Annotated in this window: 3 protein-coding genes; all 3 read left to right on the top strand. The window is 43.2% G+C overall.

Going from position 1 to position 8,491, the window contains the following annotated elements; all coding sequences use genetic code 11:
- Window positions 1-703 (top strand): S-layer homology domain-containing protein (locus tag AC1DSE_RS25010; RefSeq protein WP_477528349.1); only part of this gene is annotated, 703 nt, incomplete at its 5' end.
- 432 nt (window positions 704-1,135) lie between these two features.
- Window positions 1,136-1,807 carry a hypothetical protein gene (locus AC1DSE_RS25005; protein ID WP_477512808.1) on the top strand — a complete coding sequence of 224 codons (672 nt, stop codon included), beginning with the start codon at window positions 1,136-1,138 and terminating at the stop codon, window positions 1,805-1,807.
- A gap of 1,628 nt (window positions 1,808-3,435) precedes the next feature.
- Window positions 3,436-8,491: endo-alpha-N-acetylgalactosaminidase family protein (locus tag AC1DSE_RS25000; RefSeq protein ID WP_477528348.1), on the top strand; the 5,056-nt coding region annotated here is incomplete at its 3' end.

Raw genomic sequence — 8,491 nt, 5'->3', positions numbered from 1 at the left:
CGCTAGTAGAGGACGTCATTCTCTTGCATCGTATAATTTAGCAGGCAAGTTGAAGTGGGAGCTCCCTATCGCTGGAGAGAAGACGGCAGTAAGTAGAATTAGCAACAACTTTCAAGTCGCGGTTATCGATTCAGCAGCTGAATTAACCTTCTCTGATATTAAGGTTAAACATACTTCTGGACTTTTATTTTCTGATTTGAAGCTGCACTGGGCAAAAGGAGCTGTTGAGGAACTTGCAGCAGCTGGCGTTGTTGACGGTTTTCCAGATGGAACATACCGTCCTGCAGCTCAGGTAACGAGGGAGCAGTTTCTAGCTATGCTTGCGAAGAAATTGAAAGTTTCTGTTAAAGCAGAAAACCTGTCATTTCTTGACGTCCCGAGCACGCGCTGGTCTAGGCCTTTTATTGAATCGGCTGTAACACGAGGCTGGATTGATGCTTCAAAATATGGAAATCGCTTCAAGCCTGAACAGCCGATTACAAGAGAAGAGGTAGCGGTATGGACAGCAAAAGCTCTAAAGTTGATCGAAAAAACGGATGGCTTAGCTAAGATTTCTGACAAATCATCCATACAAGCATCAAACCTTGGGCTGGTGGGCGCAATAATAGATTCCGGTATTATTACTGGCTACAAGGATGGAAGCTTCAAGCCGCTCGCGACTTTGACTCGTGCAGAGGCGGCTGCTCTACTGGCACGAATGTAACAAGTTAGAGAGAGAGTGTGAAAAAAGGAAACAGCTTAAGATGTAGCATTAGCGTCATAGGCTGATGTCTTTTAAAAGTTGAATAAGATAGTTGTGACGTAGAACGTCATAGTATGACATATTATAAAAAGATGAATAAAATAGTTTTGACGTAGAACGTCATGGTATGACATCTTATAAAAAGTTAAATAAAAAAAGTGTGACGTAGAACGTCATAGGCTGACATCTTTGAAAAGTTGGATAAGATAGTTGTGACGTAGAACGTCATAGGCTGACGTCTTATAAAAAGGTAAATAAAAAAAGTGTGACGTAGAACGTCATAGTATGACATCTTATAAAAAGTTGAATAAAAAAGTGTGACGTAGAACGTCCCTGGTTTTCCTCTGTACAAGAGGAGCCAAGGACGTTTTTTCATTTTGAGGAGGATGAGAGATGGAATTTGCTGAAGAACATGAGAAATGGTTGAAAAAACATTTGCGTGCAAGTAAGGGAGAGCACAAGAGCAGGCTTCAGCGTGGACATGGGCATGGTGAACGTTTGTTTTTGAAGCAAGTTTGGTGGCCGATGATGGGTAGTTTTGATCATTTACATCCGGAGTATGAAGTCGTGGATTGGCGTGGGAACCCTTTTTATATTGATTTAGTTTGGCAGCGGGGAGCGACGAGGTTCGCTTTCGAAATAAAGGGTTATGGACCTCATGTTCAGAATACCGATCGAATTCGATACCGACGGGAACTAAATCGGGAAACATTTCTGCAAGTGCTTGGATACCGCGTCGTGTCCATACCTTATGACGAGTTGGAGGAAAAGCCGCAACTTATTGTGTCTTTGCTGCAGTCGCTGCTGGCTCCTTATTTGGTGACTCACACGCAAGAGCAGAACATGACACGCTTTGAGCGGGAGTTATTGCATTATGCGTTTAGGTCAAACAAGAACATTCGCCCAGCTGATGTTATGAAGGAGTTTCATATTAATCGCCGCACAGCGGTCAAATATTTGAAAAGACTGTGTGACGTTGGCAAACTGCGTCCAGTTGTATCTGGAAAAGGCATTCGTATTGTCAGCTATGAGCTAATACGCTCGGCTTTTAATCCTTTTTTTTAGGGAACGGAAGTGGACGTAGAAGTAGGACTAGGACTAGGAGTAAGAGTAAGAGTAAGAGTAAGAGTAAGAGTAAGAGTAAGAGAGGAATTAGAAATGACGGCTGAATATGTGTGAATGTGTTCATTTGTGGAGCGTGTGACTTGTAAGTATCTGGAGTGTTACTGGATTGCATGCAAATTGTATGTAAGTGGAGTGTGGTTTAATTGCATGCGATTTGTGTAGGTAAAGCGGGATTGAAATGGTGTAGATGGATTGTGAATGTAGTGTGTGGGGGGTGTGAATTTGGATTGTGCACGTAATGTGAGTGAAGTATGCATGTACCGCGCGTAAAGTTTGAATAAGCGCAGGAGTGCATCTATTTTCAATAGATAAGGTGGAATTTACTCAAATAGGTGCACAAGTGCATCTATTTGAGTGATTTGGAAAAGTAGTTGTCGGAATAGGTGTATTTATGCTCTTAGATGAGCCTGCTGATATGAACCGGGGTGCTCACTTAACTAATCAGCATGTACTCTCGACTGTTTTTGTTGAGAGTAGATACTGGACTATGAGGGAATGTGCGTTTGTTTAGTGTATTGGGTGTTGGGTTATGCGTTTGTAGAGCGTGCAAGGTGTCCGATTGGATGATTGTTAAGTGTACAAGGAGTGCTATTAAACTAACAGTATGTGATTTGTGTAGGTTATGTGCATTGAGAGTATAAGTGGTTTACGCATGTTGTGTGATTGTAGTGTGCGTGACCGGATGTGAAGTGTAAATAAGCGCAAAAGTGCACTAGTTTCTATCAAATTTGATGGAAATGATGCAAAGAGGTGCAAAAGTGCATCTAGTTGAGCGGATTTGTAAGGTAGCTGGCGGAATAGGTGCATTTATGCACTTAGATAAAGTTACTGCTGCTAACTGGGGTTCTCACTTAGTTATCCTGATTTTTGTTCTTCGCTTTTGTAGATAGTGATAAATGGGTGCGCAGCAGTGTGCATATTTTAAGTGTATTTGGAGTGAGAGTATGCGTTTGTGATATGTGCAAGGATTTATATGTGAGTTGTGTAGGTAGTGTAATTAGAGTGTTTATATGGTTTGTGCATGTAGTGTGATTGTAGTGTGCGTGACCGATCGTAAAGTGTAAATAAGCGCAGAAGTGCACTTGTTATTATAAAATTTGATGGAAATAACACAAATAGGTGTAGAAGTGCATCTAGTTGAGAGGATTTGAAAAGTAGTTATCGGAATAGGTGCAGAAATGCACCTAGATCAAGTTATTGAGGTTAACTATGTACCTAAATGAAGCTATTACAGTTAGCTCTGCATCTAAATGAAGCTATTACGGTTAGCTGTGCACCTAGATCAAGCTAATGAGGTTAACTATGCATCTAAATGAAGCTATTACGGTTAGCTGTGCACATAGATCAAGCTATTGTGGTTAACTATGCACCTAAACTATGCCATTACGATTAACTATGCACCTAGATGCAACTGAGCGGGCAGCACCATAGCACCCGCCCCACCCCATACAGACTTTTTTCAAAAAAGATCAGACTTCTAACAAAAATGATCATTCTTAAGCGCTTTCATCTGTTCTATGCTAATAAAATCCAATTAGGATCAGATTACCATGGAGGATGGGTGAAAGATGATTAAGAGGAAAAAAAGCACGGTTTTCAAATTGTATGTTTGGATGATTTGTTTTGCAATTTTGAGTCAGCTGGCTGTATGGCCAAGTGCGGTATCCTTTGCAGAGGAAGTCGTTGAGGTAAAAACGATCGCGAGCATTCCCTCTATCGAGATTAACACAACAATAGGGAATCCGCCGGTTCTTCCGCTGGAGGTAGAAGCTATATTTAGCGATGAATCCGTTGGACAAGTTCAGGTAAGCTGGGACGAAATTGATCCCTCGCAATATGCTGAGGCTGGAGCTTTTAAAGTAGAAGGCAGCGTTCAAGGCACTCCCCTCAAAGCTTCCGCAGAAGTTACAGTGAGGGAAAACGATTTTACAGTATTTCTGAATGAGATTACGAGCAATGTGCCAGATGGACAAAGCGTCGTTTCCTACAGCAACAATTATCAGTCCATGCAGCCCGAATTAATGACTTTTATGAAAGGAAACGGGACTACATCGGTTAACAATGGGCTGACGGTAGAAATGAATTCGTTAGAAAAAAATATAGCTATTGCTGCTTGGGATAAAGGACCATGGCTGTCCGCCGGCACAATCGATGCAACACTGCGTTACACCAGCGGGACGCAAGGTAATATTGGGTTTGTAATCGGTGCCTATAATTCTACCCAAGGATTGTCTATTCGTTATGATGCGGGTACGACTTGGGTCATTCAAAGCCCAGATGGTTCTGGCGCGTGGGAATCTTTTGAAGGACCCGAGTTGAAAATGGATACCGATTACCGGATCAAGATTGGTTATAACGGAAACAAGCTATTGGTTATCGTTGATGGCGTTACCTATTACAACAAGGACACGAATTTATTGAATTTGAAGGCTGGAATAGGTCAGGTGGCCTTGTATAAACGTTTTGCGACGGGACAAGTCGTTTTGAAGGATATTAACATTCAAGGCGTTGGCCAAATCGAAAAACCGTCAGATATCATTAATTATGTACAAAATTATGAAGACCCGGCGTACACACCGCGTTGGTCCGGACTTAACGCTCAAGTGGTAACAGACATTACAGGCAACAAGGTATTATCGCTAAAAAAAGGAGCTAAAGAACGCGGAGCAGATTTGGATTCCCCGCAGCTACAATCGGGTACGCTTTCATTGGACTTTAAGCTAGTAAATCCTGTTAAGCTTTCTAGCGGCCAAGGTTTTGCATTTGGCTTCAGAATGAATGAGACGGCAAGCATCTTTAGCGAAATCGGAGTCGATCCAAATCGCTGGTTGCCTGAATCCAGCTCCGGTTGGGGCAGCAATTTAAATATTCCTTATCCGATTCAGGGGAAATGGAACAATCTATTGTTCAATTTTAATGGAAAAACAATTACGGTCTATATGAACAAAAAGCTAGTTGGCGATATTACATTTGCTGAATTTACCGATGCGGCTGGCTTGTTTGGACTTCGAATCAGAAGCACAGTAGAGCTGTATATCGACAACCTGCAGTATACGAATCAAATGATTACTCCAAAGGAATTGGTGCAATACAGCAACAACTTTCAGGATGGCATTACGGGAGGGTGGAGTAGCGGCTCTTCATCCATCATCAAAGAAGGCAGCAATCGCTTTTTGAAGTTGTCCGGTATCACGGGCACGGTATTGAATAACGATGCGCCACTCCTACAGAGCGCAACCTATATGCTGGATGTAAAACCTACGACTGATGCGATTGGTTTTGCTATAGGCAGCAGCTCTGTGGTGAAATTTGCGAATGACCACTGGATTTTGGAGAAGGATGGCAGCACTATTCCTTTTGTAGCAAGTGACGCTATTTCATCGAGTCCATTAGTTATGAGTTGGAATAAGGTCGGAATACAATATAGCGACTCTTCGGTCACACTAAGTATAAACGGAGCTAAGTTGACTGCGAATTTACCGTCCGGACAACAATTCGGAGAAGGTTCATTCGGAGTATACGGGCAAGGCGACTTGTATGTGGACAACATTTTGTTCACGGAGGAATTTATCCAAATGGATACTTCCCCTGTCGCAAGCAAGATGTATTATGAACAATATTATGAGACAGCTTCAAGCATGAACTGGACAGGACTCGGCGGCAGTCAAGTCGTCGATGGTTATTTGAAGGGCAGTATCGCTTCGGGATCGGTTGCGATAAATGAAGATATCGTACCTGTGAAAAACGGCGTATACCAGGTCAAGATGAAGACAAATGCTTSGTCCGCAGGAGTTAAAATCGGCAATGCAGCCATTTATTACGAAGGTCAAGGCAAATGGATGTATCAACCTAACGGTGGAGAAAAAATAGCTATCGGAGACAGCGTTGAAATTGTACCTGGCAAAGATTTTATTTTGCGGGTAAGGTTGATCGAAAATGAGTTGAATCTTTATGTGAATGGCATTTTGGTGGGCACTGTCCAAACGAAAGACTTCACACCGGGAGCGTTTGGAATTTATAATTCCGGAAATGAAGTGATGCAAGTTGAGATGGATGCGATGACCGCAGAAGAAATTAGAATATATGAGCCTGACTTCACTACGCCTAACTGGAGCGCGATGGATTCGAGCAGTCCGGCCGTGCTGGAAAGCGGCGAAGGCAGCGTTAAATTAAGGCTGCCCGGCGTATCTCTCGTTACCGATAATAACAGTCCAGACGTTGTCGATCAGAAAGTAACCTTTGATTTCAAGACGAGTGTAGGCGCTGGGACAGACGGAGGGCGCTATGGATTTATTTTGAGAGGATATGACGATAACCGCTACGTATCTATCGTTCATGACATCAATGGAACTTGGAAGCTTTCTGCAAACGGCAACGATTCCAACTTCCCTACTGCGTATTCCATGGCGGCGGATACTGTGTATAAAATCGAATTGAATCTGATCGGCAACACAGTTACTTTCGCTATTACTGATGCTGATGGCAACAGGACGGATATGGGCGCGGTTACGGATAATACGGTGACCTCAGGGGCTGGGAAATTTGGAGTGCGTTCCTGGTATAGCGCCAAAGAAATGACGATTGCCAATCTCAAAGTGGTTGAACAGGAATCCATGCCAAGGCTTCAGCTTGCGGCGGAGCTTGATTCGATCACCAAAGACGATTTGACTGTGACGCTGAATAAGGGTTTTCCGAGTATTTTTTCTTATCAGGTCGGCAATAAGACGATGAAAGCAGCAGACGAGCAAACAAATACATTACAAATTAACAATACGGAGTATACAGCTCAGACGGTTTCGGAAAAGGTTGGCGAAAGCAAATATGCCTATACGATGGCTTTTGACGAAATTGGCGTGGTGATTAAGGCTTTCATAGAAGCAAAAGAAAATAACGTTGTTCGATTCGAAGTGAGCGAAATTCAAGAAAAAAGTGATTTTGTTGTCAGATCTCTCGAGTTGAATAGTTCACTCTTCTATGTGGATAGCTCTATGAAAGGCGCGACGTACGCTTGGAACAAGTCTGACGGCAAGTGGCACGGGATTTCGGAAGAGCTGGTTGACGACATGTCCAAAATGAATCAAACCGGTTCATTCGGCACAACGATGACGATGGTGAGCGCAGAAGGACTGGGCGCGTCTATGGAAAATAACGTAATGAGCGGCGGAAATAAGATACTCGTTAACGCCGAGAAAAAGTCCCTTGTAAATAAGCTTACCGTAAAACCAGGATCGTGGACTTATCGTCATACCCAGAGCAATGAAAAGGAAGCACTGCCGTGGTATAACGTTGTTCTTACCGAGGATCGCAATTCCGATGGGAAGGTAGACTGGCAGGATGCGGCTGTGGCTTATCGTAAAGAAATATACGTGCAGCCGTTCGGCGCCGAAGACATGAAAAACAATATGATGTACATTGCGTTCAACTTCGCTAGTCAGGCAAATGATCCGTTCCTGAACGCTTTGGACACTGGTAAAGTGCTGTACAATTATTCCGACGGCTTTGGACAAATGATTTTGGAAAAAGGTTATCAGGCGGAAGGGCATGACGATGATATTCCTTCTTACTCCAACATTGGGGTGAGACAGGGCGGATTAGCCGATTTTAACTACTTGATTGACGAAGGGGCCAAATATAACCTTCGCGTCGGCGTTCATTTAAACGCCACAGAATACCATCTTGATGCAAACGAGCTGAACTATTCCAATCTGACAGGCGCTACGCCAAACGGATATAAACAGGATCGGCTAGCAAAAGGTTGGGATTGGATCGATACGAGCTATTATGTAGATCAGACAAAGGATGTTTTGAGCGGTGATCTGAAGTCACGATTTACAAACTTGTACAATCTCACCAAAGATCCAGCAAACCCGAATGACCCTGCTTTGGATTTTTATTATATCGATGTATACACAGGCAACGATTACAACGCTTATAAATTGCTGCAATATGCAAATGGCTTGGGGTTGAAAGTAGGAACCGAATTTGCGGGGCCGATTGAGCCAGGATCGGTATTTGTCCATTGGGGAACGGATTTGGGTTATCCGAACCAAGGGAACAAAAGCATTCTTTACCGATTGGTTAAAAATGACCTCGATATTTTCGTCGGCAACGCGCTGTTTAAAGGCCAGAAAATCCCGGTCGTAGCGACTTGGGGGGATTCGAAGCCAGATATTCAACAGGGTGTAACCGTGTTTTTCAATGAAGTGCTTCCGACAAAATTTATGCAGCATTATGGCGTCATGAAATATGAGACGGATCAAGTGACTTTTGAACAAAATGTTGTATCCAAACGAAACAAAGCAAGCAACAAGATTGAGCTCTCCAAAGACGGAAAAGTCATCTCTTCTTGGAAAGATACCGGAACAACGACGGACACAGCCGAGCGTCATACGAGCGAAGCAGACTCCTTGATCCCTTGGCTGTGGGATGTGAAGACCAACCAGCCTCTAGGAATAAACGAAGGAGCTAAATTGTACCACTGGAATACGACCGGTAATACGACGACTTGGCAACTGACAAATGATTTTAAAGACGTTGCATCGTTTAACATGTATGAATTAACGCAGCAAGGCAAGGTGCTTGTAGATACGATTGCTGCGGTGGATGGATCGCTAACGATTGCGA

The organism is Paenibacillus sp. 01L418, from assembly GCF_056400045.1.
The sequence above is the reverse complement of the archived record's forward strand: the minus strand, read 5'-3'. Positions and strand labels throughout refer to the sequence as shown.

What these genes read in the sequence shown, in the direction of transcription:
- AC1DSE_RS25005 (WP_477512808.1), top strand. Translation starts at nt 1,136, where the DNA reads ATGGAATTTGCTGAAGAACATGAGAAATGGTTGAAAAAACATTTGCGT.